Origin of the sequence: Paenarthrobacter sp. AT5, from assembly GCF_032764245.1 — a bacterium.
Classification (GTDB): domain Bacteria; phylum Actinomycetota; class Actinomycetes; order Actinomycetales; family Micrococcaceae; genus Arthrobacter; species Arthrobacter ureafaciens.
On the sequence record NZ_CP136441.1, the window covers coordinates 4,295,309 to 4,318,385 of the forward strand.

Genomic DNA, 23,077 nt, shown 5'->3' on the forward strand with positions numbered 1-23,077 from the left:
GGTATCATATAAGGGCATAAGTCTGGGGAGGACACCATGAGCGCTTCATCACGCCCTACGTTCGGCGTGCGCCGGGCGGTGGCGGGAATTGCGGCCGCAATCGTCGCCGCAGTCACTTTCGCACCGGCGCCTGCCATGGCCGCCGCGGAACCCGACCAGCCGGTGGTCCACGGAGCGCCGTTCGTCGGATCAACACTCACTGTGGAGATCGAACAGGGCTCGTACATGGGCTGCGGCCTCGCGGCCGGTCCCGACTACAGCATCTACTGGACCCGCGACGGTGTCATCTCCTCCAGGCAGTGGCCAAACTACGTCCTCACTGAAGAGGACCAGGGCAAAACCATTGCGGCACACCTTGTAGCCAGCCAGAACGGGTGCGGGGGCCAGCAGGTGTCCAGCGAGGAGACCCCGCCTGTTTCAGCGTCCAACCGGGCCAACGGCTTCACAGGCCGCGGCGCCTTCGAGCTGCTCGCACGCCGCACCGACGGAACGCTCATGCTCTATCCCCGGATCAACAACGCCTGGGAACCGGCGCGCATTATTGGCCCCGGCTGGAACGGCTTCGACACAGTGTTCTCGCCCGGCGACTTCAGCGGTAACGGCGCCAACGACGTCCTCGCCAAGGACTCGGCAGGCCGGCTGTTCCTCTACGAAGGCACAGGTAGCGGCGGCTTCGTAGCCGGTCGCCAAATCGGCAGCGGCTGGAACGGCTTCACGTCGATCGTCTCTCCCGGCGATTTCAACGGCGACGGCGTTAACGACGTCCTCGCCAGGGATACCACCGGAAACCTGTACCTCTACCCAGGCAACGGGCAGGGCGGTTGGCTTAACCGCTCCTTGGTGGGCACCGGGTGGAACATCCTCAACCAGATCATCACCCCCGGCGACTTCAACGGTGACCACGACGTCGACATCCTGGCCCGCGATACTTCCGGCAACCTGCGTCTCTACGCCGGCAACGGCGCCGGAGGTTGGCGCGGCTCAGCAACCATCGGCTGGGGCTGGGGCGGCATGTCCGCCATCGCCGCAGCAGGAGACATCGACGCCAACGGCAATGTGGACGTGTTCGCAGTGGACGGTTCCGGCCAGTTGTTGGCTTACTACGGCAACGGCGACGGCGGGTGGAACGGCTCGGGCGTCATCGGCTGGGGTTGGGGCGCTTTCAACCCGGTGTTCTAAACCGATTTCGGTTGGTTTTGGGGTTTGACTTGCTTTAAGCCTGGAAATGTTCCCAGGAAATTCCCAGACGCCGGCTATCCCGATGTACCCTCAAGTCACTTACACCGGCTCGGTTATCTGCAACCAGCCTGACTTGGGGGAACAATGGGGATCACTCCTGCGCGCCGTGCGCGCACCTGGCTCGCTGTATTCGTCACGTTTTTTCTTCTTATCAGCGGCTTGGGCTCGGCACCTGCAGCGCTGGCCGACGACGCGTTCGCTCCCGTCCCGGTAGCAGTATCCACCACCCCAACGTCCATCGGTGCCGGCGGCCATGCCCAGTCACGGATCACCCTCAAGGCCTCAGCACCGATCGCAGACGTTTACGTCGCCTTCCGGAACACAGCGACGGGCACGGTCCACCGCGAGGTGACCCGGGGTTCCTACAACCCAACGGACTCCACGTACACGTTCGAGGTCTTCTTCGCGCCGGGAGCCGCGCCGGGCAGCTACCGTGCCCAGTACGTGGAAATTCAGACCGAGGCCGGCCACGTCATCGTGTACTGGCGTGACGGATCCCTGAACTACAACCCGGACAACCTTCCGAGCTCCGGAACAGCGGCCGTTCCGTTGGATGCCCTGGACTTCAACTACTCCTCCACAGTCAGCCTCGATCGTCCCCACACCAGCGGGTTCTACCGTGACAACTACTGGGACCCTTTCACAATGAGCCTGCTGATCCGTGATTCCTGGGGCCGGCTCGGGCTGTTCCCCACCGGAGGAAACGGTACCTGGAAGCAGGCCTACGAGGTCGGGTCCGGCTGGAACATCTTCAACACGATGATCGCGGCGGGCGACTTCAACAATGACGGCGAGAACGACGTCATTGCCCGCGATGCTGCCGGCTCCCTCTTCCTGTACCCAGGCACGTGGTACGGAGGCTGGAACCCCCGCCAACAAATCGGTTGGGGCTGGGGAATCTTCAATTCGATCTTCGCCGCAGGGGACTTCAACGGCGACGGCAACAACGACCTCCTGGCCCGCAAGACAAACGGCGAACTGGTCCTCTATCCGGGCAATGGCTACGGCGGCTTCCTGGCTGCGTCGACCGTGGGTTGGGGATGGAACGGCATGACCGCGATCTTCTCCCCCGGCGACTTCGACGGAGACCGCAAACCCGACGTCCTGGCCAGGAACTCCGCAGGAAACCTCGTCTTCTACGGCGGCAACGGTTCAGGCGGATGGACCACAAGCCGGGTCATAGGGCAGGGCTGGAACGCCATCACCAAGCTGGGCGGCGTGGGCGACTTCGATGGCGACGGCGTGAACGACGTCTGGGGCATCGACACCGCCGGGCAAATGCGCATGTACTACGGCAACAACGCGGGCGGCTGGAAGGGTTCCGGCGTCGTGGGTTGGGGCTGGGGCGAATTCACGGCTGTTTTCTAGGGCTTCAACACAACTCGACAACCACATTCCGACCTTCCGGGAGACTCTTTGGAACCCACAGCTTCTTCGCTGGCGCGCATATCAGGCCGTCGCCGCTTGTACTGTGCCTTTGCTGCATCCTTACTGTCCGTCCTTCTTGTTGCACCATCTCTTCCAGCCCAGGCCGGAGAACCAACGGTGGCCGTACCGGCGCGATACGTCTACACCAACGGCACTCCTCGGCTCGAGGGAGATCCAACGGTGGGCGGTCTGCTGAAAGTAGACATCTCGTCGACGTTTGCCTACGTCATTCCGGAGGGTGGGACTCCAGCCATTTCATATTCGTGGACCCGGGATGGCGTGGTGATTCCCGGCGCCACCAGCATCACGTACCGCCCAACCAGCGCAGACCTGGGCCGGGTGATCGCAGCAAACCTCATCATCACTTACGACGCTGAATCACACCTCTCCGTGCAGGCAGAAAACCCACTGCGGGTTGCGGCGGCCGCGCGTGCCCGCGGGTTCAATGGGGACAACACGCTCGACATCTTTGCCAGGGACGGCTCCGGTCGCCTGATTCTCTACCCAACCGACGGTAGAGGAAACTGGCAAGCGCCCCAAGTCATCGGCTGGGGATGGAACATCTTCAACTTACTGATGTCCCCCGGCGATTTTGACGGTGACGGAACCGTGGACGTCCTGGCGCGGGACGGCCAAGGCCGCCTCTTCCTCTATCAAGGCAACGGATCCGGCGGCTGGAAGAGAGCACTGCAGGTGGGCCAGGGCTGGGACGTCTTCAAGGAACTTACCACGGCCGGAGACTTCAACGGCGACGGTACCAACGATGTGCTGGCAAAGGACGCGAGCGGCTCCATGTTCCTGTATCCGGGTAACGGTCGGGGCGGGTGGCTGACGCCAGTGCGCATTGGTCAGGGCTGGCAGGACTTGGAGACCGCAGGCGCGGGCCACTTCTTCGGCGACCATAACGTCGTCGTGCTCTCCAAAGACTGGACCGGCTACTTACAGGCACGCAACGGGATCCGGAACGGATGGTTTAACGACTACGGAATCCCCGGAAGCTTTGCAGGTAACATCGGCTGGGGATGGGAAACGGTTGCCCGCTTTGGCAGCGTAGGCGATTTCAATGGCGACGGCGACTACGACGTTTACGGAATTGACCGCAGCGGCAAACTCACGATGTATCTCGGCGACCCGTCCAACGTTCAACGTCGCGGCACTCTTGGTTACCGCTGGAAGGGTTCCGCCGTCGTCGGTTGGGGCTGGGGTGGCTTTACGGCCGTCTTCTAGGCGCTTGCCTGTCCGCCCCTGACTCTCCTGCCCCCTTCACTCTCCCACCGACCACCCCGGTCCTTAGTTCCTGAGGAAATCTTGAAATCTTTCATTTTCGCGGGCCCACGGCGCCGCCGGCTCTCGATGCTCGTTGCCGCCTCCGCCCTTGCCTGCAGTCTCCTGGTTTCCGGCGTGCCTGCCCAGGCTGCCGTGCCTTCCGCGGCCGTACCTACCCGTTACGTCTATGTCTCCACCGCACCGAGACTCGTAGGGGATCCAACGGTAGGCGGGCTCCTGAAAGTCGATATCAAGGCGACGTTCGCCTACGTGTCGCCGGCAGGCGGAACACCCGCCATTTCCTACTTCTGGACCCGGGACGGCGTGGTCATCCCGGGGGCCAACGGCATCACGTACCGGGCTACGGCCGCCGACTTGGGACGAGTGGTCGCCGCCAACCTGACAGTGACTTACGACGCCGAGTCGTCCTTAACTGTTCAAGCCTCCCATCCGCTCCGGGTCGCGGCAGCGCCACGGGCCAGGGGATTCAACGGCGATGGCACACTGGACATATTTGCGCGCGATTCCTTCGGCCGTTTGTTGCTGTACCCCACCGACGGACACGGCAACTGGCAGGCACCCCAAGTCATCGGCTGGGGTTGGAACGGCTTTGACCTTCTGGTCTCACCCGGCGACTTTGACGGTGACGGAACCGTGGACGTTTTAGCGAGGGATGGGCAGGGGCGTCTCTTCCTCTATCAGGGCAACGGATCCGGCGGCTGGAAGAAGGCACTGCAGGTGGGCCAGGGCTGGCAAGGTTTCAAGGAAATTAGCGCCGCCGGCGACTTCAACGGCGATGGAAGCAATGACATCCTCGCGGTGGACTCTGCAGGCAGTCTCTTCCTGTACCCGGGCAATGGCCACGGGGGCTGGCTCCCGCCCCGCTGGATAGGTCAAGGGTGGCAAGACATGGACTCCGTGGGAGCCGGCCACTTCTTTGACTATTCGAGCGTGGTGACTTTGTCGAGGACGTTTTGGGGAGACCTGCAAGCCCGGACGTCGAACCGCAACGGATACTTCGAAGAGTATGGTCTGCCTGGAAGTTACGCGGGCACAATCGGCCGTGGGTGGGATTCGGTGGTGCGATTCGGAATGGCCGGAGACTTCAACGGCGACGGGGATTCGGACATTTACGGAATCGACCGCAGCGGAAGGCTCACGATGTACTTCGGCGACACATCCGACTTCAGCCACTGGGGTATTGCCGGCTTCCGCTGGAAGGGTTCCACCGTGGTCGGTTGGGGATGGGGTGGCTTCACGGCTGTTTTCTAGGCCACGCTCTTGATTTTCACTACAAAGACGGCCCCCAAGAGCCCGATCACTGCTGCGGCCACGTACAGCGAGACATAGCCGCCAAGGTTCTTGACGAAAAGATAGGCGATTGCCGGCGCCAGTACCTGCGGCAGTGAGTTGGCAATATTGACGACGCCAAGGTCCTTTCCGCGGTCGAGGGCTGCGGGGAGGACCTGGGTGATCAGCGCGAAGTCGACTGCCAGGTAGGCTCCAAAGCCGATCCCCAGCACCAAGGCGCCGGAAATCGCCCCGACCCACGTAGGTGCGAAAGCGAGGATCAGCGAGGCCATTGCGATGATGGCTGATGAAGCAATCACCAAAGGCTTCCGCTTGCCCATCCTGTCACTGAGCCTTCCGCCCACAACACTGGTAATGATCACGGTGACCGCATACAGGCCCGTAACCACAAGAACACCGACTTCGGGTTCGATGCCTTCGGTCTCCTTCAGGCGTACTGCGTCCCCCAGGAAGAAGAGCAGGTAGATCGTCACCATGTGATTGCCTGTGCTCACCAGGAACCTGGTCAGCCAAGCCCATGCGAAGTCCGGGTAGCGTTTGGGCGAGACCCAGAAGCCCCGGAGGAATCCCAGCAGCCTGAACGAGGGACGCTCGCCGGCAGGCAGGGGCTGATCGTCGCTCTTGAAGAGATAGAGAACAATGCCGGCCAGCAGCGACGCGGCGCACACCCAGTATCCTGCGGCAAAGTTACCGGCAACGACGGCGGCAATCACCGCGCCGACCAGAATGCCGACCGTCTGGCCCATAGCGGCCAAACCGCCCACCGTTCCCCGCTGTGGAACGGGAACCCTGTCCGGGACAGCTGCAAAAATCGCAGCGTACATGGCGTTCGCCCCCGCCTGCACGAGGCACCACAGCAAGGTCATGACGGCAACATTGGGGGCACCGGCCAAGGCGACCAAAGCCGCAGCGGCAAGGACCGCCCCCATCAGGACCCAGGGAACACGGCGGCCGTAGCGGGAGGTTGTCCGGTCACTGAAGGCGCCGAAGAGCGGGTTGGCAACCAAGGAAACCGCGGCGCCGCATCCGGTTACCAACGCCAGGATTGCTTCCTTCTCCGCAGCGTTGAAATGCTCCGCCTGTTGCCCCAGCAGAACCTGGAGAGGACCGAAGAAAGCGGCGTTGATGCCAAGGTTGACCAGCACCACCCCGGTGACCCACAGTCCCCGGACGCGTTCCACGGGTTCGGCGAGTGCCGTCGTCGTTCTCGATGCTCCGATCAAAGGGTCGGGGACCGGCCCCGGAAGGTCGGACAAACTCATGGCAGGTTCCCCCCTGTTTTAAATGTTTGGATTCAGCCTAGCGCGGGCGGAGGGCGCCAAACCCTGTGCGTCGGCTATATCCACATAGATCCAGTCAACCGTGCCGTCCGCGCGATTCCAGCGTTAGTGTGGCATCACACCCAGAAGGAGAAACCTTGAGCGAGCATCTGAACACGGCCGATCTCTACGACGAGCGCGGCGAGGACCTGGAGTCCATCTCTGTACAGTTTCAAAACTTCGGCGGTGAATCGCACTTCAGCGGACCGGCCCGGACTATCCGGTGCTTTGAGGACAATGCACTCGTCAAGTCCGTGCTTGCTACTCCCGGTGAAGGCGCCGTCCTGGTTGTCGACGGCCAAGGTTCATTGCGTACCGCCCTCATGGGAGACCTGATTGCGGCGAGCGCCGTGGCCAACGGATGGGCCGGCGTCATCATCAACGGGGCAGTCAGGGACCGTGAAGCGCTGGCAACTTTGTCCCTTGGCATCAAGGCCTTGGGGAGCAACCCCAAAAAGAGCGCCAAGACCGGCGTAGGAGAAGTCGACGTTGAGATCGTCATCGACCATGTCCGGATCCAGCCCGGCGTCATGGTGTACAGCGATCCCGACGGCATCCTGGTGGAGCGCTAAGGATTCACGGTTCCGTCCGGCAGTTCTTTCGGGAATCAAACAGGGATTAGGATAGTTACTGAAAGCAACTATCTGTCGCTTCCCGATTTCCTTCTGCTTCCTTGGAGAACCACATGTCCAAATCCGCCTCAGCCAGGGCCGCCGGCGAGGTGCTGACCCACCGTCAGACCCTCACCGTCATGGTGGGACTCATGCTCGGCCTGTTCCTGTCCTCGCTGGATCAGACCATTGTGTCGACGTCCATCTACACCATCGCCAACGATCTTGATGGACTGTCCCTCCAAGCGTGGGCAACTACCGCCTACCTCATCACGTCCACCGTCAGCACTCCCCTGTACGGCAAACTCAGCGACATCTTTGGCCGACGCCCGCTGTATCTGGTTGCCATTGCGATCTTCCTGACAGGGTCGCTGTATGCGGGTTCGGTCCATTCCATGACTGAGCTCGCAATGGCCCGGGGCGTGCAAGGCCTTGGAGCAGGCGGCCTCATGGCCCTGGCTCTCACGATCATCGGAGACATCGTTGCTCTGAAGGACCGGGCCAAGTACCAGGGCTACTTCATGTCCGTATTCGGCATTTCCTCGGTCCTGGGGCCGGTGATCGGCGGCGCCCTGGCCGGTGCAAGCAACATCCTCGGTTTTGACGGTTGGCGCTGGGTCTTTTTCATCAACCTCCCCATCGGCCTTGCCGCGCTGGTTGTGGTCTACATGTTCCTGCACCTGCCGGCCCGGCATGTGAAGCAGAAGATCGACTACTGGGGTGCTGCCACCATCACCCTGGGAATCGTGCCGTTGCTTCTGGTCGCCGAGCAAGGCCGCACCTGGGGTTGGGCCTCGGGCGCCTCCTGGCTCTGCTACGGACTCGGCGTGGTGGGCATCGGAGCCTTCCTGTTCGTCGAAAAGAAGGCCGGCGACTACGCACTCATCCCGCTCCGACTGTTCAGCAACGCCACCTTCGGGCTCTCCTCGCTGCTGAACTTCATCATTGGCATCGGAATGTTCGGTGCCATCGCGATGCTCCCCATGTACCTGCAGCTGGTCAAGGGCCTCACCCCCACCGAAGCCGGTCTCATGATGATCACTTTCACCGTCGGCATCCTGTTCGGGTCCATCAGTGCCGGCCGTACCATCTCGTCCTCCGGCGTCTACCGGGTCTTCCCCATCATGGGGACGGCCATCCTGGCAGGCGCCGCCCTGGCCATGGGCCTGGTCCTGGGCGTCGACACCGGACTCTGGGTACCGGGCCTGATCGCCGTGTTCTTCGGCGTCGGTCTGGGCTTTTGCATGCAGCCCCTGACACTCGCCATGCAGGTCTCCGTGCCACCAAAGGACATGGGCGTGGGAACCTCCACCGCAGCATTCTTCCGCTCCATGGGCGGAGCCGTCGGCACTGCCGTCTTCATCTCCCTGCTCTTCAGCCTGGCCGCCGACAAGATCGCCGATGGCATGAAGACCGCGGTCTCCAACCCCGATTACCAAGCCGTGATGAATGACCCTGCCGTTGCCGGCGACCCCGCCAACGCCAAGCTGTTCGATTTCTTCAAGAACGGCGCAAGCAACGACTCCCTCAATGACACCAGTTGGGTCCACGCCGCCAACAGCACCCTCACCAGGCCCATCACTGAGGGGTTCGCGCAAGCAATTGACGTCGTCATGCTGACGGCGGCGGGCCTGATGGTCATCGCGTTCCTGATCAGCTTCGCCCTGCCCAACAAGAAGCTCACCGACCCCAAGTCGGCCGCCAAGGAAGCAGCCCCGGCTCACTAGGCCTACTTCTTCGATTCATGGGCCCGACCACTCCTTGTGTTCATTTCATTGACGCAAGTAGGGTCAAAAGCCCACTTCAGAGGGGGAATTAACGCCTGAAGACCCAAAAAGGATGACATGTATTCACTTAGTGAATGCATGTCATCCTTTCCTTGTGACTGGAACTTGCCCGATATGACGTGCCACACTGTGTAGCGCGTGTGCACCGGCGTCCCCGTCGGTCAAGCCGATGACGACTGCACCGTGAATCCCAACCACAAGTCCCAAGGGAGAACCATGTCCAACTCCAGCGCTGAAGGCACCCCGCCAGTCTCCCGAAAGGTGGTCGGCCTCGCGGTCGCGGGAGCTGTCGGCGGATTCCTGTTCGGCTTCGACTCGTCCGTTGTGAACGGCGCCGTCGATGCCATGAAGGATGAGTTCGTTCTGACCGAGGCCGTGACCGGTTTTGCGGTTGCCATCGCCCTGCTTGGATGCGCCTTGGGTGCTTATCTGGCCGGCAAAGTCGCCGACCGCTATGGCCGCATCCCGGCCATGAAGATCGGCGCCATCCTCTTCCTGGTGAGCTCCCTTGGAACGGGCCTGGCGTTCAGCGTCTGGGACCTTATCTTCTGGCGCCTCGTGGGCGGGCTCGGCATCGGCCTGGCATCGGTGATCGCCCCCGCTTACATTTCGGAGATCTCGCCCCGCCACGTACGTGGCCGTCTGGCCTCACTCCAACAGCTGGCCATCACCACCGGCATCTTCGCCGCGCTCCTGTCCGACGCACTGCTGGCCAACTCCGCGGGCAGCGCCGCCAACGACTTCTGGCTGGGCATCGAGGCTTGGCGATGGATGTTCATTGCCTGCGCTCTTCCGGCCGCCGTCTATGGCCTGATCGCCTACCGCTTGCCCGAGTCCCCGCGATTCCTTGTGCTGAACGGCAAGGACAAGGAAGCCCGCAAAGTCTTCGACGCCATCATGCCCGGCGAGGACATCGAGCGCCACATCCGCGAGATCCGCGAGGGAATCCAGGAAGACGAACTCTCCAGCAAGAAGGGCTCCCTGCGCGGCAGGGCGTTCGGATTGCAGCCCGTGGTCTGGATCGGCATCATCTTGTCCGTGTTGCAGCAGTTCGTGGGCATCAACGTGATCTTCTACTACTCCACCACGCTGTGGAAGGCTGTCGGCTTCCAGGAGAAGGACTCGCTGACCATCTCAGTGGCAACTTCGGTCACCAACATCCTGGTCACCTTGGTGGCCATCGCCTTGGTGGACCGCGTGGGCCGTCGTCCGATCCTGCTGACGGGCTCCATTGGCATGGCCGTGTCCCTTGGCGTCATGGCGGTCGCGTTTTCCTCTGCAACCGGCACCGGCACGGCCATTTCCCTACCGGGTGGCTGGGGTCCGGCTGCCCTGGTGGCAGCCAACGTCTTCGTGATCAGCTTCGGAGCTTCCTGGGGTCCCTTGGTGTGGGTCCTGCTGGGCGAGATCTTCCCTTCACGCATCCGCGCACGCGCCCTTGGCCTGGCCGCGGCAGCGCAGTGGATTGCCAACTTCGCCATCACGCTGAGTTTTCCTGTCATGGCGGCAGCCTCGCTTCCGCTGACGTACGCCATGTACGCAGCGTTCGCTGCGGCGTCGTTCTTCTTTGTCATGTTCAAGGTGCCGGAGACCAACGGCATGTCCCTTGAGCAGGCGGAAACGCTCTTCGTGCCCAAGGGCGTCCCCGTAACACCGCTGCCCACGGCCGACCAGCCCAAGTAGGTCGCAAAAGTGCGCGTTTTGACGGCTCAAAACGCGCACTGCTGCTACTTAGTTGGGTGCTGGACCAGGTGGGGTTCGTGGGCCTTCAGGTATTTGCGCCCGCCGAACGCCACCAGGATGGCGAACACCATGGCCACGGCGCCGGCGAAGAACGGCACCTGGGGACCGAAATGTTCGCCGAGCTGCGCGGCCGCGAACGGCGCCAGTGCGCCGCCCATCCAGCGGACAAAGTTGTACCCGGCGGAGGCAACGGGTCGCGGTGAATCGGAAACACCCATGGCCAGTTCGGTGTAGATCGTATTGTTGACGCCCAGCAGGGCGCCGGCAGCGATGACAAGCACGACGACGGCCGGCGCCGAGTGCCCCGCGGCCAGTCCCAGCCCGATCAGGTCGAGCATGAGGAAGAACAGCGTTCCGCTGAGGACCTTGACCGCACCGAGGCGATTCTGCAGGACCGGGGCCACAAAAACCGAGAACACTGCAACAGCAACGCCCCAGCCGAAGAACACTCCCCCGATGCCGTACGCGTCCATGCCAAGGATGAACGGGGTGAAGGCCAGGATGGTGAAGAAGCCGTAGTTGTAGAACAGCGCACTGGCGGCGGTGGTGCTGAGACCCTTATGACCGAGCGCAAGGAGCGGATCCCGCAGCCGCGCTTTCTTGGCAGGGGCAGGGGTCTTGGGCAGCAAAGCGATCAGGGCGATGAAAGCGGCAGCCATCAAGACCGCGGTGCCAAAGAAGGGGGCACGCCACTGCCAGCCACCCAACAAGGCACCCAGCAGTGGTCCGAGCGAGATGCCCAGGCCCAGGGCTGCCTCGTAGAGGATGATCGCCGTTCCGGTTCCACCGCTGGCAACGCCAACGATCACCGCCAACGCCGTGGCCACGAACAACGCATTACCCAGTCCCCAGCCGGCACGGAAGCCCACCAGCTGCTCCACACTGCCGGAGAGTCCGGACAGGGAAGCGAACGCCACGATCACCGCGAGGCCAATCAGCAGCGTTTTCTTGCCGCCGATCCGCGAGGACACGTAGCCGCTAATGAGCATGGCCACGGCCGTCACCAGGAAGTAGCTGGTGAACAGAAGGGACACTTCGCTGGTGGAGGCGTCCAGGTTTTCGGCGATCGCGGGAAGAATGGGGTCAACAAGGCCGATACCCATGAAGGCGAATACTGCGGCGAGGGCCGTTGCCCACACTGCCTTGGGCTGTTTGAGGAAAGAAACCTTCTCGGCTTCCAAAGTGTTTTCGGCGCTCGTTGAGGCGTCAGCCAACTGGCGTGACATGTGGTGTGCCCCTTTCGGATTAGTTCTGGAAAGCGTTGTTGATCTTCGTGATCACGGGCAGTGCCGCCGTCAGGTGCCCAAGTTCGTCGTCGCTGAGTTCCTGCAACAGCGTGGCTACCAGCTCGTTCCTGCGCTGGTTGGCAGAGTCGACGGCGGTCATGCCGGCCTGGGTGATGGCGACCTGCACGGCCCGGGAGTCATCGGGGTCCGGCTGCCTGCTGACGAGGCCTGCGCGCTCAAGCTTGATGATTTGTTCGGTGGCGCTGGGGACCTTGATTCCAAGGTTCCGGGCGACGTCTCCGACGCGGAGGCCGCCGTCGGAAATCATGGCCAGCAGGCTGAGCTGCGCAGCCGTGAGCTCCCCTTCAGGGTCCAGCCGGCGGAACATGTATACGCCCAGGCGCAGGGTCTCACGGAATTCCTGCGCCAAGTCGAGGAGCGCGGGATCGAAAGCTTTCGTCATATTTAGGTACCCTAATAGTTAGGATACCTAAATGTCAACAGTGTCCCAACCGGGTCGCAGCTGAGCGCGTTTTCAGCCGTGAGAACGCGCACTAATGCGACCTGGTTGGGTGGGCTAAAGAAGCTTGCCGCGGGTCGCAACTAAGTATTGCTAAGTACCGCTACTCAGTCTTACTATGTACTGGTAGCTAGTAACACTGAGTAGCGAGAGGTCTCCCATGGGAAAGCAAATGACGGAGATGCTCAAGGGGACGCTGGAAGGCATCGTTCTGGCCCTCCTCACCGGACAAGCCGCGTACGGATACGAAATAACCACCAAATTGCGGGCCCGGGGCTTCACCGATATCGCCGAAGGCACTGTGTATGCCTTACTGGTCCGGATCGAACAGAAAGGCCTGGTGGACGTCGAGAAGCGTCCGTCGGAAAAAGGTCCGCCCCGCAAGGTGTACACGCTCAACACCAAGGGCGAGAACGAACTCAAGGAATTTTGGAACACGTGGAGCTTCTTGTCCGAACGGCTCGAAGAACTCCGCAAGGGAGGGAACTGACATGACGGCGAAATGGATCGAAACGGTCACCGGATCACTCGAACAGAAGAAGCAGTACAAGCAGGCGAAATCCCGAATGGACGCGCTTCCCGAGCCGTACCGGACCGTGGCCGCGGCATACAACCGGTACCTGATGTACTACGGCGGCGTGACCGAGGGCGGGACCATGGTCCAGATGTTCACGGACCTCGCCGATCTCTGGGAACGTGCAGCGATCGACGGCGCACCCATCGGCGGGATTGTCGGGGAGGACCCCATCGAGTTCGCTGAAACCTTCGCCCAGGCATACGGGGGGAAGCGCTGGATCGACAAGGAACGCGAGCGGCTCACCAAGGCCGTGGAAGACGCCAGGAAGAAGGAGGCGGAGTCATGACCACACCAGCCCCTGCAATCGTCGTCAAGAATGTCCGGAAGTCCTTCAAGGACACCGATGTTCTTCGAGGCGTCGATTTCGACGTTCCACGCGGGAGCATCTTCGCGTTGTTGGGCTCCAATGGAGCAGGGAAGACCACGCTGGTGAGGATCTTGTCCACGCTGCTCGCAGCGGACGGCGGGAAAGCCGCCGTCGAGGGCTTCGACGTCGGCGCCCAGCCTCATAAGGTTCGCGAAGTCATCAGCCTGACCGGACAGTTCGCTGCCGTCGACGAGATCCTCACAGGCAGGGAGAACCTGGTGCTGGTGGCAAGGTTGCGGCATCTGGAGCACCCGCAACAAGCCGCAGACCAGTTGCTTGCGCGGTTCGGACTCACGGACGCGGGGGCGCGGAAGGTCGCAACCTACTCAGGCGGCATGCGCCGTCGGCTGGATATTGCCATGAGCCTGGTCGGCGAACCTCGGGTCATCTTCCTCGATGAGCCCACCACGGGGCTCGATCCCGAGGCCAGGCTGGAAGTGTGGGACATCGTCAGGAACCTCGCCAGCCAAGGCACTACCGTGCTCCTCACCACCCAGTACCTTGACGAGGCGGAGAACCTCGCGGACAGAATCGCCATCCTGCACGGCGGCCGGATCATCGCCAATGGAACGTTGGCGGAACTCAAGCGCCTCCTTCCGCCGGCCACGGTGGAGTATGTCGAAAAGCAACCCAGCCTCGAGGACATCTTCCTTACGCTGGTGGGACATGGCGAATCAGTGAAGGACAGGTCATGAGCACGCATTTTGTGATGGACACCGCGGTACTGACCGGCCGTTCCATGCGGCACATCTTCCGAAGCATGGACACCATCATCACCACCGCGATCACACCGATCGCTTTGATGCTGCTGTTCGTCTACGTTTTTGGGGGCGCCATCCGCACCGGGACTTCCAACTATGTGAACTACCTCCTGCCCGGCATCATGCTGATCGCCATCGCCTCGGGCATTGCCTACACGGCGGTCCGCCTCTTCACCGATTTGCAGGGCGGAATTTTCGAGCGGTTCCGGTCAATGCCGGTGTCACGGTCGTCGGTACTCTGGGCGCACGTCCTGACGTCCCTCGCGGCGAACGGCCTATCCTTGGTGATCATTGTTGGCGTTGCGCTTCTCATGGGGTTCCGGACATCGGCCACCATCCTTGACTGGCTCGCCGTGGCCGGCATCCTGGCACTTTTCACGCTTGCCCTTACCTGGATCGCCATCATCGCCGGGCTCTCCGCAAAGTCGGTGGACGGTGCGGGGGGATTCTCCTACCCGTTGATCTTCCTGCCCTTCATCAGCTCGGCTTTCGTCCCCACGGACACCATGCCGGGACCTGTCCGCTGGTTCGCGGAAAACCAGCCGGTCACGTCGATCGTCAACACCCTCCAGAACCTGTTCGCGCAGAAGCCCGTGGGATCGGACATTTGGGTGGCACTGGCGTGGTGCCTCGGCATCCTCGCGGTGGCGTACGCCGCTGCTAACGGTATCTACCGACGGAAAAACGGTTAGGGAGGCGAGGGCGTGGTGCTGCCCAAGCGCCACGCCCGCGCTCGATTAAGCCGCCACGACATCCGCCAACCGACCGATTGGTCAATTGCCCACACTTGGCTATAGCTTGGTCAAGCAGATTTGTAACGGCCGTCACCTTTGTGACGGTTCTTCCGAAGGGTTCTTGAACAAACATGTCAGACCAAACAACCACGGGGCAGCGCGCTGCCTCCAGCCGGGACAGCGAACCGCACCTGTCACGCGCGCTCAGCAACCGCCACATTCAGCTCCTCGCTATCGGCGGCGCAATCGGAACCGGCCTGTTCATGGGTTCGGGCAAGACCATCTCCGTAGCCGGCCCTTCCGTCATCTTTGTCTACATGATCATCGGCTTCATGCTCTTCTTCGTGATGCGCGCCATGGGCCAACTCCTGCTGTCCAACCTCAACTACAAGTCCTTCAGCGACTTCGCGGGCGACCTCCTGGGACCCTGGGCGGGCTTCTTCACGGGCTGGACATACTGGTTCTGCTGGGTAGTAACGGGCGTCGCGGACGTCATCGCGATCGCCGGTTACGCCAACGAGCTCTGGCCGGGCATCCAATTGTGGATCCCGGGCCTGGCCACCATCCTCATCCTGCTGCTCCTGAACCTGCCCACTGTCAAAGCTTTCGGCGAGACGGAATTCTGGTTCGCGCTGATCAAGATCGTGGCAATCGTTGCCCTGATCGTTGTTGGCCTCGTGATGATCTTCACCGGCTTCCAGTCGAACGCCGGCACGGCCAGCTTCACCAACCTGTGGAGCCACGGCGGTTTCTTCCCCAAGGAATTCATGGGCTTCGTGGCAGGCTTCCAGATAGCTGTCTTCGCGTTCGTGGGTATCGAACTGGTTGGCACGGCGGCAGCTGAAACCAAGAACCCGGAGCACAACCTCCCCCGCGCCATCAACGCCATTCCGTTGCGCGTCATGCTCTTTTACGTAGGCGCCCTCATCATCCTCATGTCCGTTACCCCGTGGACCGAGTTCAAGGCCGGGCACAGCCCCTTCATCGCGATGTTCTCCTTGGCCGGCCTCGGCATGGCCGCTACCGTGGTGAACCTGGTGGTGCTGACTTCTGCAATGTCCTCGGCCAACTCCGGTATCTACTCAACCTCCCGGATGGTCTTCGGCCTAGCGAACGACGGCGACGCGCCCAAGCTTTTCGGCCACCTCTCCCGCCGCAAAGTACCCCAGAACGCCCTGTTCCTGTCCTGCGTCCTGCTGCTGGCCGGCGTCGTTCTCCTCTACGCCGGCAAGGACGTTGGCGCCGCGTTCGACATGGTGACTACGGTATCCGCGGTCTGCTTCATGTTCGTTTGGTCCATCATCCTGGCCAGCTACCTCGTCTACCGCAAACGCCGCCCCGAGCAGCACGCGGCCTCCCCGTTCAAGATGCCCGGCGGCATCCCCATGGTCTGGGTGGTGTTCGCATTCTTCGCGTTCCTGGTCTGGGCCCTGACGACGCAGCCGGACACGCTCACTGCACTGCTCGTCACGCCGATCTGGTTCGCCGTCCTCGGCATCGCGTACGCCGTCGTCCGCCGGTCACCGCTCCACCAGGCCCGCGTGGCCGAGTGGAAGGCAATGGCTGAGAGGGAAACCGCGGCAGCGCGCTAAGCACTCACGCAATAAAAGCCCGACGTCGGACACCCAGCCGGGGTGCCCGACGTCGGGCTTTGCGCTTTCCCCCTGCTACCGCCGCTCTCTCACATCCCGACGCGTTTTTCGGTTTGCTCTCCCACATCCCGACGCCTTTTCCGGATTGCTCTCCCACATCCCGACGCGTTTCGGGCGATCCTCCCGCACCATGCAGAGTGATGGTGGTTAGCGGGGCTGGGCCGGATTGGTGGGGTCACCCTGCGACGGCGGGTTAACCGGAGGGCCCGACGTCGCAGGGCTCACCGGCGAGCCTGTGCTCGACTGGCTCACCTCGGGCGCGGTGGTTCCGCTTGGCTCCGTTCCACCCTTGAGCGCGTTGAGCCGGCTTTCGAGAATCTGGATGACCGGGAGGCGGTTGCCGTGGGCGCGCTCGTAGTCGAGAAGGAGTTGGATGCCCTCCTGGTCAAGGCCGGAAATCCGCGACGTCAGGGTGCCGTTGGGGATGTGAGAGAGCGTCCCGCCAAACGCGGCGGGAGGTGATAGAGGAACCGCCAAAAACCCGCGGGAGGTGATAGAGCGTGTGGGCCGAGCGCCTCTTGACCAAGAGAAGAGCCCGACGCCGGCACAGGTGAGTGACGGGTCGGGCTCTTCTGTTGGTGATAGAGGAACCGGCGGAAACCGGCGGGAGGTGATAGAGGAACCGGCGGAAACCGGCGGGAAGTGATAGAGGATCAGCGGGCTTGGCGGTCCTCGACGAGTTTCTGCACGGCGGGGAACAGCGGATGCGACGGCTGAAGTTCCGTGACCCGTTCGACGACGGCGGCCGCGTCCAGTTCGGACAGCAGCTTGGCGAGCTCCACGGCTTCGTCGTCCGAGGGTTCGTCGAATCGAAGAGCTGCCGACATCGCCTCGAGCAACGCCAAGGGTGTCACGCCGCGTTCGGCCAGCTCCGCAGCGGGTCCAACGAACCGTTCGTGCCGTCCGAGCTTCCGCAAGGGTGCACGACCAACCCGGACCACGGTATCCGGCAGGTGGGGGTTGGTGAAGCGGGACAGGATCTTCTGCACATACGCTTCCTGCTCCGCTTCCGCAAAGCCGTGCTTGGCCACCAGGAGTTCCTTGGTTTCCTCCAGCACGGCCCGCACCTTTGCCGCGACGGAAGGATCGGCCATGGCATCGGAAATCTTCTCCAGCCCTGCCTGGTACCCGAAGTATGCAGCCGAGGCGTGCCCCGTGTTCACCGTGAAGAGCTTGCGCTCGATGTAGGGACCCAGCTCGTCCACGAAGGTCGCTCCCGGGATGACCGGTGCGTTGCCGCCGAAGGGAGTCCGGTCGATGACCCACTCATAGAAGGTCTCCACGGTGACGTCCAGGCCCTGGCCCGGCGCCTGGTTGGGGACGATCCGGTCCACTGCGGTGTTGGCGAAGACAGCCACGGCGTCCAGGCTGCCTGCGGACTCGTCCCACGCGGAGCGGACCTCCTGCTGCAGGATGTCCGTGGCGTTGATCGCGTTTTCGCAAGCCATCACCTGGAGCGGGGGCATCCCTGCGGGGCGGGCAGCCAGGCCGCGGGCGATCACGGGTGCCACGAACTTGAGGATGTGCGGCCCCACGGCGGTGGTGACCACATCCGCCGTCGAGATTTCCTCCACGACGGCAGCTTCCTCGGTTGCCGAGTTCAGTGCGCGGAAGCCGTCCACGGTCTTGACCGCGGCGTGCTCGCCCACTTCATGCACGTCGTAGCTGTCCGCGCCGGCCAACTGGCTGATGAGCGCGTCCGCGACATCCGCGAACACCACTTCGTAGCCGGCCTCGTGCAGCAAAAGCCCCACGAATCCCCGTCCAATGTTGCCTGCCCCAAAATGGACTGCCTTCACTATGCGTTGACCTTTCCGAACAGCTCCAGGACTTCCTCAACCGTGGTTGCTTCCTCCAAGCGGGCCACCTGGGCCTTGTTGGTGAAGATCTTCGCGATTGAGGACAGGATGTGGAGGTGTTCATTGTTGAGGCCGGCCACACCGACCACGAACTTCACTTGCTTGCCGCCCCAGTCGATGCCTTCGGGGTAGCGGACGATCGAAACAGCCGAGTGCTTGATGTGGTCCTTGGCGTCGTTGGTGCCGTGCGGGATGGCCAGGAAGCTGCCCATGTAGGTGGACACTGATTCCTCGCGTTCGTGCATGGCGTGGACGTAGCTGACATCCACGGCGTCGCGGTCCAGGAGGAGCTGGCCGGCCTCGTCGATGGCAGAGTCACGGTCCTGCGCGGAGCCGTTCAGCTTCACGCTTTCGGCAAGCAGGACGCCCTTACCTTCGACGGCGGTGGCCGGTTCCGCGGCATGCGCACCATGGCTGGTACCCGGAGCAGCGGGAGTGGCAGCTGCGGCAGGCCGGGCACCTGCGGTGGTTTCCGGCGTCGTGCTCTCTGCGACGGCGGCACCGCCTGCCTCTGCGTCGTTGCTGGTCCGCACCAGTTCAACGATCTCGTCATACTTTGGGCTGTTCATGAAGTTGTCCACCGAGTAGTGCACGGCGGATGAGGTCCGCGGCTGTGCCCGTTCGGTGAGGTCCTGGTGCGTGACCACAACGTCGTAAGTGTCGCTCAAGTTGGCGATTGCGGAGTTGGTGACCTTGACGTCCGGGAAGCCGGCTGCCTTGATCTTGTTCCGCAGCACCGAGGCACCCATGGCGCTGGAACCCATGCCGGCGTCGCAAGCGAAGACAATGTTCCGGACGGGACGGGTGAGGACAGTGCCTTCACCGCGGCCGGCGGCGGATTCATCGCCCACCAAGGCGGAGGAAACGGAGCTCTTCTTGCCCTTCATGGCTTCCATGCGGGACGTGGCGGCGCTGAGGTCGTCTTCGCCCTTGTTCTTGGAGGTCCGAAGGATGAGCGATGCGATCAGGAAGGAAACTGCCGTTGCGAGGACCACAGCCAGGATGACGCCCACATAGCTGTCGCGGGAGGTCTGGGCCAGTACGGCAATGATGGAACCCGGAGCTGCGGGAGCAACGAGGCCGGAGTTGGTGATGGCCAGGGTTGCGATGCCGGTCATGCCGCCGCCGATGGCAGCGAGGATCAGGATCGGCTTCATCAGGACGTACGGGAAGTAGATCTCGTGGATACCGCCGAGGAAGTGAATGACGGCAGCACCGGGAGCCGAAGCCTTCGCGGCGCCGCGGCCGAAGAACATGTAAGCCAGCAGGATGCCGAAGCCGGGGCCGGGGTTGGCCTCAAGCAGGAAGAGGATGGACTTGCCCTGGTCCAGGGACTGCTGGATGCCCAAAGGTGTGAGGACACCGTGGTTGATGGCGTTGTTGAGGAAGAGGACCTTGGCCGGCTCGATGAAGATGCTGGTCAGGGGAAGCAGGCCGTTGTTGACGAGGAAGCCCACAACGGCGCCCGCACCTTCAGTGAAGCGCTGGACCACCCAGGACAGACCATAGAAACCGCCGAGGGCCAACGCTGCGCCCCAGATGCCTGCCGAGAAGTTGTTCACCAGCATTTCGAAGCCCGGGCGGATCTTCCCGTCCCACAGGCGGTCGATCTGCTTCATGGTCCAACCGCCCAGCGGGCCCATGATCATGGCACCGATGAACATTGGCGAGTCGGTTCCTGCGATGACACCCATGGTTGCGATGGCACCAACCACACCGCCGCGGACGTCATAGACCATCCGCCCGCCGGTGTAAGCGATCAGGATCGGAAGGAGGTAGGTGACCATCGGGCCGACGATGCCCCCGTTGGGCTCACCCTCGGCGTTGGTGCCGAACCCGCCCAACTCGGCAACGGGGAACCAGCCCTTTTCGATGAACAGGGCCGTGATGAGGCCCCACGCGATGAAGGCTCCGATGTTGGGCATGATCATGCCGGACAGGAAGGTTCCGAATTTTTGGACACCAACGCGAACGCTGGTGCGGGGCTTCGCAACGGTCTCTGTTGCCATGTGAAATCCTAACGTGTTTCCCGCGGCGGCGCGGGGTCAGTCGATATAGATCGAGAGGACAGCTTTAGGAGCTGCTGGAGATGCGGTGAAGCCATTCCAGGAAAAGCTTCAATTCAGAACTGGACAGTTGGTCAGAATGCGAGGCCTGCAGTGCCGCATTCAGGGCGATTGCCGCAACAACCACGGAGGACTTACCGGAGTCCTCCGCTGCGGCGCCACGGGCGGTATCCGTGGAGACGGCGAAGATCATGGAATCCCGGGTCATTGTTGATAGCTCCAGGTTCCGGTCTTCGGCCGGTTCGGCGATAAGCATGAGCGTGACGCCCACATTGGCCGCGAGGATGCTGCGCGCCGCTTCGCGGGGCGGCACATTGATCTGTCCTGAGATGGCGGCCTTGTTCAGCATCTCCTCCAGGAGGGCTTCCGCGTCGGCCACGATGGCCGGGCGGCTCTCCGGGCGAATATTGCCGAACATCACCAAGTACAGATGGGGCTGGGAGAGTCCGAACCTGACGTGGTTGTCCCACATCCGCCTGACGTCCTCCAGTGGTTCCCCGGACGGTGCAAAGTCGCGCTCCTTGGCCACGTACTCTTCGAAACCGGCCGACACGACAGCGTCGAACAAGCCCTCTTTGGTTCCGAAGTGGTGGTAGAGCGTAGGCGCCGTGACACCGGCAAGCTTGGTGATTTGGCGCGTAGAGACCGCTGACCCTTCCGAATTCGCCAGCAATTCGGCAGCTGCGCGAAGCAACCGAATTTTAGGCGGAAGCTGGTCATCGAAACTCATAGCCGCTACCCTAGCACCTATAGCGTTGCTATATGAAGTGGCTCACAGCACAATTTTGTAAGCTCGACTTCAAGGCTCGTGGTGCCGATGCCGCAGGGTCAGATCCAACCAGCAGGAACAGAGGATTCAGTGCAGAATTTCCAAGGAGTAGGGGTAAGCCCTGGACGCATCATTGGTTCCGTTCGGCAGATGCCCAAGCCGGTCAGCGAACCGCCCGCGGGCGAACGGCTCGCAGCGGACGCCAGCGCGGAAGACGCCGTCGCCGGTTTGAAGGCAGCAGCCCAAACCGTCCATGACGAGCTCAAGCGCCGGGCAGACACCGCCAGCGGCGACGGCAAGGCCGTCCTCGAAGCGACGGCACTGATGGCCAAGGACACCATGTTGCTGAAATCGGCCACCAAGCTGATCAATGCAGGAACCTCCCCCGAACGTGCCATCTGGGAAGCCGGCGCCTCCGTCTCCGAAATGCTGCATAATCTGGGCGGCTACATGGCCGAACGCGCCACCGACGTCCTGGATGTCCGTGCCCGCATCGTCGCCGAACTCCGCGGCGTTCCCGCGCCCGGCATCCCCTCCTCGGCAACCCCCTTCATCCTCGTCGCCGAAGACCTCGCCCCCGCCGACACCGCCACACTGGACCCCTCCACAGTGCTGGCCCTGGTCACCTCCGGCGGCGGACCGCAGTCACACACCGCGATTATTGCCCGCTCCCTCGGCCTCCCTGCCGTGGTGGCGGCCCACGGCGTCGACTCCGTACCCGACGGAACCGAAATCTACGTTGACGGCGCCGCGGGCCTCGTCTCCCTGGAACCCTCCGATGAACAGCGCACCGCCGCAATGGCCTGGGCGGAAACCTCGGCAACGCTCGCTTCCTTCGACGGAAACGGCACGACGGCGGACGGACACCTGGTGCCGCTGCTCGCCAACGTCGGAGGTGCCAAGGACGCGGTTGCCGCCGCGGGGCTGGGCGCCCAGGGCGTTGGCCTGTTCCGCACCGAGTTCTGTTTCCTCGAACGCGACACCGAGCCCTCCGTGGACGAACAGGCCGCGGCCTACAAGGCAGTGTTTGACGCGTTCCCCGGCAAGAAGGTTGTGCTTCGCACCCTGGACGCCGGCGCGGACAAGCCCCTGCCCTTCCTCACCGATGCCACGGAACCCAACCCCGCGCTGGGCGTCCGCGGCTACCGGACCGACTTCACCACCCCCGGCGTGCTGGAACGCCAACTCTCCGCAATCGCACAGGCCGCCTCCGAATCAGAAGCCGATGTGTGGGTCATGGCGCCGATGATCTCCACCGCAGCCGAAGCCGGCCGCTTCGCCTCGCTCTGCGCCGCAGCCGGACTGAAAACACCGGGCGTAATGGTGGAAGTGCCCTCGGCAGCGCTCACCGCGGCCACAGTGCTCAGGGAGGTCGCTTTCGCCTCACTCGGCACCAACGACCTCACCCAGTACGCCATGGCAGCCGACCGCCAGCTGGGCCCCTTGGCCGAACTGAACACTCCGTGGCAGCCCGCAGTTCTCCGGTTGGTGCAGCTCACCGTGGAAGGCTCGGCCGCCGAAGCATCCGGCCGGGAAGGCGATCCCAAGCCTGTCGGCGTGTGTGGCGAGGCGGCCGCGGACCCTGCGCTCGCCGTCGTACTCACCGGCCTTGGCGTCAGCACACTGTCCATGACCGCGCGCTCGCTGGCCGCCGTCGGGACTGTCCTGAAGACCGTCACACTGGAACAGGCGCAGGAGCTGGCCCGGCTGGCCCTGTCCGCACCAAGTGCGACGGAAGCCCGCGAGTGGGTGCGCGCCAAGCTCCCGGTACTCGAAGACCTCGGGCTGTAAGTCCAGCCCGACCCGCCGCATCCAGCAAGTTCCGCAAGTTCCCAACCGCAA

Annotated in this window: 20 protein-coding genes; 13 read left to right on the top strand and 7 right to left on the bottom strand. The window is 62.9% G+C overall.

Annotated features, from left to right (window positions below; translation table 11 throughout):
- The first annotated feature begins 36 nt into the window (after nucleotides 1-36).
- The 4 genes from RI444_RS19965 to RI444_RS19980 all read left to right on the top strand — a co-directional run bounded on the left by RI444_RS19965 (nucleotide 37) and on the right by RI444_RS19980 (nucleotide 5,205).
- The gene (locus RI444_RS19965; protein WP_069696235.1) at nucleotides 37-1,179 is read left to right on the top strand and encodes an FG-GAP repeat domain-containing protein; all 1,143 of its coding nucleotides are present in this window, start codon (nucleotides 37-39) and stop codon (nucleotides 1,177-1,179) included.
- Between the two features lie 144 nt (nucleotides 1,180-1,323).
- A complete protein-coding gene (locus tag RI444_RS19970) occupies nucleotides 1,324-2,607 on the top strand; it encodes an FG-GAP repeat domain-containing protein (RefSeq protein WP_062098379.1) in 1,284 nt (427 codons plus the stop codon).
- A gap of 177 nt (nucleotides 2,608-2,784) precedes the next feature.
- Entirely contained in the window at nucleotides 2,785-3,894 is a 1,110-nt protein-coding gene (locus tag RI444_RS19975) for an FG-GAP-like repeat-containing protein (protein ID WP_242703195.1), read from the top strand.
- Between the two features lie 81 nt (nucleotides 3,895-3,975).
- Nucleotides 3,976-5,205, top strand: coding sequence for an FG-GAP-like repeat-containing protein (locus RI444_RS19980; protein ID WP_242703194.1), 1,230 nt, complete (start codon nucleotides 3,976-3,978; stop codon nucleotides 5,203-5,205).
- Here the strand turns inward: RI444_RS19980 and RI444_RS19985 are convergent.
- Nucleotides 5,202-6,506: an MFS transporter gene (locus tag RI444_RS19985; protein WP_062098381.1), complete on the bottom strand. Its 1,305-nt coding sequence runs from the start codon at nucleotides 6,504-6,506 to the stop codon at nucleotides 5,202-5,204. The genes RI444_RS19980 and RI444_RS19985 overlap by 4 nt on opposite strands.
- A 155-nt stretch (nucleotides 6,507-6,661) precedes the next feature.
- Here RI444_RS19985 and rraA point away from each other — a divergent pair, with 155 nt between their 5' ends.
- From rraA to RI444_RS20000, 3 genes are all read left to right on the top strand, one after another.
- Nucleotides 6,662-7,135 carry a ribonuclease E activity regulator RraA gene (gene rraA / locus RI444_RS19990; RefSeq protein WP_062098383.1) on the top strand — a complete coding sequence of 158 codons (474 nt, stop codon included), beginning with the start codon at nucleotides 6,662-6,664 and terminating at the stop codon, nucleotides 7,133-7,135.
- Between the two features lie 113 nt (nucleotides 7,136-7,248).
- A complete protein-coding gene (locus tag RI444_RS19995; protein ID WP_207605418.1) occupies nucleotides 7,249-8,901 on the top strand; it encodes an MDR family MFS transporter in 1,653 nt (550 codons plus the stop codon).
- A gap of 276 nt (nucleotides 8,902-9,177) precedes the next feature.
- Complete coding sequence (locus RI444_RS20000) at nucleotides 9,178-10,644, top strand: sugar porter family MFS transporter (RefSeq protein WP_207605417.1); 1,467 nt, start codon at nucleotides 9,178-9,180, stop codon at nucleotides 10,642-10,644.
- 44 nt (nucleotides 10,645-10,688) lie between these two features.
- Here the strand turns inward: RI444_RS20000 and RI444_RS20005 are convergent, their stop codons facing one another.
- Both RI444_RS20005 and RI444_RS20010 read right to left on the bottom strand, forming a co-directional pair.
- On the bottom strand, nucleotides 10,689-11,930 hold the full coding sequence (locus tag RI444_RS20005; RefSeq protein ID WP_207605416.1) for an MFS transporter: 1,242 nt from the start codon (nucleotides 11,928-11,930) through the stop codon (nucleotides 10,689-10,691).
- A 19-nt stretch (nucleotides 11,931-11,949) separates the two neighbouring features.
- Nucleotides 11,950-12,393, bottom strand: a complete 444-nt coding sequence (locus tag RI444_RS20010; RefSeq protein WP_021473907.1) for a MarR family winged helix-turn-helix transcriptional regulator — start codon at nucleotides 12,391-12,393, stop codon at nucleotides 11,950-11,952.
- 217 nt (nucleotides 12,394-12,610) lie between these two features.
- Between RI444_RS20010 and RI444_RS20015 the strand changes: the two genes are divergently transcribed.
- The 5 genes from RI444_RS20015 (at nucleotide 12,611) to cycA (ending at nucleotide 16,481) form a co-directional block, all read left to right on the top strand.
- Entirely contained in the window at nucleotides 12,611-12,940 is a 330-nt protein-coding gene (locus RI444_RS20015) for a PadR family transcriptional regulator (RefSeq protein ID WP_031217003.1), read from the top strand.
- A 1-nt stretch (nucleotide 12,941) separates the two neighbouring features.
- The gene (locus RI444_RS20020; RefSeq protein WP_207605415.1) at nucleotides 12,942-13,313 is read left to right on the top strand and encodes a DUF1048 domain-containing protein; all 372 of its coding nucleotides are present in this window, start codon (nucleotides 12,942-12,944) and stop codon (nucleotides 13,311-13,313) included.
- Entirely contained in the window at nucleotides 13,310-14,089 is a 780-nt protein-coding gene (locus tag RI444_RS20025) for an ABC transporter ATP-binding protein (RefSeq protein ID WP_207605414.1), read from the top strand. The genes RI444_RS20020 and RI444_RS20025 overlap by 4 nt, the downstream gene beginning before the upstream one ends.
- Complete coding sequence (locus tag RI444_RS20030; protein ID WP_062098392.1) at nucleotides 14,086-14,847, top strand: ABC transporter permease; 762 nt, start codon at nucleotides 14,086-14,088, stop codon at nucleotides 14,845-14,847. Before RI444_RS20025 ends, RI444_RS20030 begins: the two co-directional genes overlap by 4 nt.
- 173 nt (nucleotides 14,848-15,020) lie before the next feature.
- Complete coding sequence (gene cycA / locus RI444_RS20035) at nucleotides 15,021-16,481, top strand: D-serine/D-alanine/glycine transporter (RefSeq protein WP_021473902.1); 1,461 nt, start codon at nucleotides 15,021-15,023, stop codon at nucleotides 16,479-16,481.
- A gap of 207 nt (nucleotides 16,482-16,688) precedes the next feature.
- Here the strand turns inward: cycA and RI444_RS20040 are convergent, their stop codons facing one another.
- The 4 genes from RI444_RS20040 to RI444_RS20055 all read right to left on the bottom strand — a co-directional run bounded on the left by RI444_RS20040 (nucleotide 16,689) and on the right by RI444_RS20055 (nucleotide 21,196).
- Nucleotides 16,689-17,018, bottom strand: a complete 330-nt coding sequence (locus RI444_RS20040; protein ID WP_207605413.1) for a hypothetical protein — start codon at nucleotides 17,016-17,018, stop codon at nucleotides 16,689-16,691.
- A gap of 176 nt (nucleotides 17,019-17,194) precedes the next feature.
- Nucleotides 17,195-18,340, bottom strand: a complete 1,146-nt coding sequence (locus RI444_RS20045; RefSeq protein WP_069696230.1) for a mannitol-1-phosphate 5-dehydrogenase — start codon at nucleotides 18,338-18,340, stop codon at nucleotides 17,195-17,197.
- Nucleotides 18,340-20,409 carry a PTS mannitol transporter subunit IICBA gene (locus RI444_RS20050; RefSeq protein WP_021473032.1) on the bottom strand — a complete coding sequence of 690 codons (2,070 nt, stop codon included), beginning with the start codon at nucleotides 20,407-20,409 and terminating at the stop codon, nucleotides 18,340-18,342. Before RI444_RS20050 ends, RI444_RS20045 begins: the two co-directional genes overlap by 1 nt.
- Nucleotides 20,410-20,473: 64 nt before the next feature.
- A complete protein-coding gene (locus RI444_RS20055; protein ID WP_021473031.1) occupies nucleotides 20,474-21,196 on the bottom strand; it encodes a TetR/AcrR family transcriptional regulator in 723 nt (240 codons plus the stop codon).
- Between the two features lie 129 nt (nucleotides 21,197-21,325).
- Between RI444_RS20055 and ptsP the strand changes: the two genes are divergently transcribed.
- Nucleotides 21,326-23,026 (top strand): phosphoenolpyruvate--protein phosphotransferase, encoded by a 1,701-nt coding sequence (gene ptsP / locus RI444_RS20060; protein ID WP_207605412.1) that lies wholly within the window; start codon nucleotides 21,326-21,328, stop codon nucleotides 23,024-23,026.
- The last annotated feature ends 51 nt before the right edge of the window (nucleotides 23,027-23,077 follow it).

Excerpts from the sequence above, each read along its gene's own strand:
- RI444_RS19965 (WP_069696235.1), top strand. The coding sequence starts at position 37 with ATGAGCGCTTCATCACGCCCTACGTTCGGCGTGCGCCGGGCGGTGGCG.
- RI444_RS19970 (WP_062098379.1), top strand. The coding sequence starts at position 1,324 with ATGGGGATCACTCCTGCGCGCCGTGCGCGCACCTGGCTCGCTGTATTC.
- RI444_RS19985 (WP_062098381.1), bottom strand. The coding sequence starts at position 6,506 with ATGAGTTTGTCCGACCTTCCGGGGCCGGTCCCCGACCCTTTGATCGGA.
- RI444_RS19995 (WP_207605418.1), top strand. The coding sequence starts at position 7,249 with ATGTCCAAATCCGCCTCAGCCAGGGCCGCCGGCGAGGTGCTGACCCAC.
- RI444_RS20000 (WP_207605417.1), top strand. The coding sequence starts at position 9,178 with ATGTCCAACTCCAGCGCTGAAGGCACCCCGCCAGTCTCCCGAAAGGTG.
- RI444_RS20005 (WP_207605416.1), bottom strand. The coding sequence starts at position 11,930 with ATGTCACGCCAGTTGGCTGACGCCTCAACGAGCGCCGAAAACACTTTG.
- RI444_RS20010 (WP_021473907.1), bottom strand. The coding sequence starts at position 12,393 with ATGACGAAAGCTTTCGATCCCGCGCTCCTCGACTTGGCGCAGGAATTC.
- RI444_RS20015 (WP_031217003.1), top strand. The coding sequence starts at position 12,611 with ATGGGAAAGCAAATGACGGAGATGCTCAAGGGGACGCTGGAAGGCATC.
- RI444_RS20020 (WP_207605415.1), top strand. The coding sequence starts at position 12,942 with ATGACGGCGAAATGGATCGAAACGGTCACCGGATCACTCGAACAGAAG.
- RI444_RS20025 (WP_207605414.1), top strand. The coding sequence starts at position 13,310 with ATGACCACACCAGCCCCTGCAATCGTCGTCAAGAATGTCCGGAAGTCC.
- RI444_RS20030 (WP_062098392.1), top strand. The coding sequence starts at position 14,086 with ATGAGCACGCATTTTGTGATGGACACCGCGGTACTGACCGGCCGTTCC.
- cycA (WP_021473902.1), top strand. The coding sequence starts at position 15,021 with ATGTCAGACCAAACAACCACGGGGCAGCGCGCTGCCTCCAGCCGGGAC.
- RI444_RS20050 (WP_021473032.1), bottom strand. The coding sequence starts at position 20,409 with ATGGCAACAGAGACCGTTGCGAAGCCCCGCACCAGCGTTCGCGTTGGT.
- RI444_RS20055 (WP_021473031.1), bottom strand. The coding sequence starts at position 21,196 with ATGAGTTTCGATGACCAGCTTCCGCCTAAAATTCGGTTGCTTCGCGCA.